1 protein-coding gene is annotated in these 350 nt (G+C 56.3%); it reads left to right on the plus strand.

The window, feature by feature from the left end; translation table 11 throughout:
- Positions 1-350: immunoglobulin-like domain-containing protein (locus tag NR126_RS28580; RefSeq protein ID WP_256832510.1), on the plus strand; the 350-nt coding region annotated here is incomplete at both ends.

Here is a 350-nt window from a genome sequence, read left to right on the forward strand (position 1 = left end):
ATCGACAGCGCAACCGTGAAGGATCAGGCCTTCGAAGACCTGCAACTGAGCAAAGAACCGGGCGTGGTGCAGATCAACGACACCACCGACACCGTGACAGTCAGCATCGCTGGCAACGGTCCTGTGTTTGAAAACGCCAATCCGACCTTCACCATCACCCTCAACCAAGCGTTGAAGGACGATCTGACCGTCAAACTCAGCAATGGTGGTACGGTTACCGTCAAAGCCGGTGATACCAGCGCGATCTATACCGCGCCAGTCCAGGGAGACGACGTCTACAAAGACGGCGGCCCGCTGAGCGTTACCATCACCGAAGCGACTGTTAAGGATCAGGTCTTCGAAGACCTGCA

Source organism: Pseudomonas sp. Pse1, assembly GCF_024519635.1.
Taxonomy (GTDB): Bacteria; Pseudomonadota; Gammaproteobacteria; order Pseudomonadales; family Pseudomonadaceae; genus Aquipseudomonas.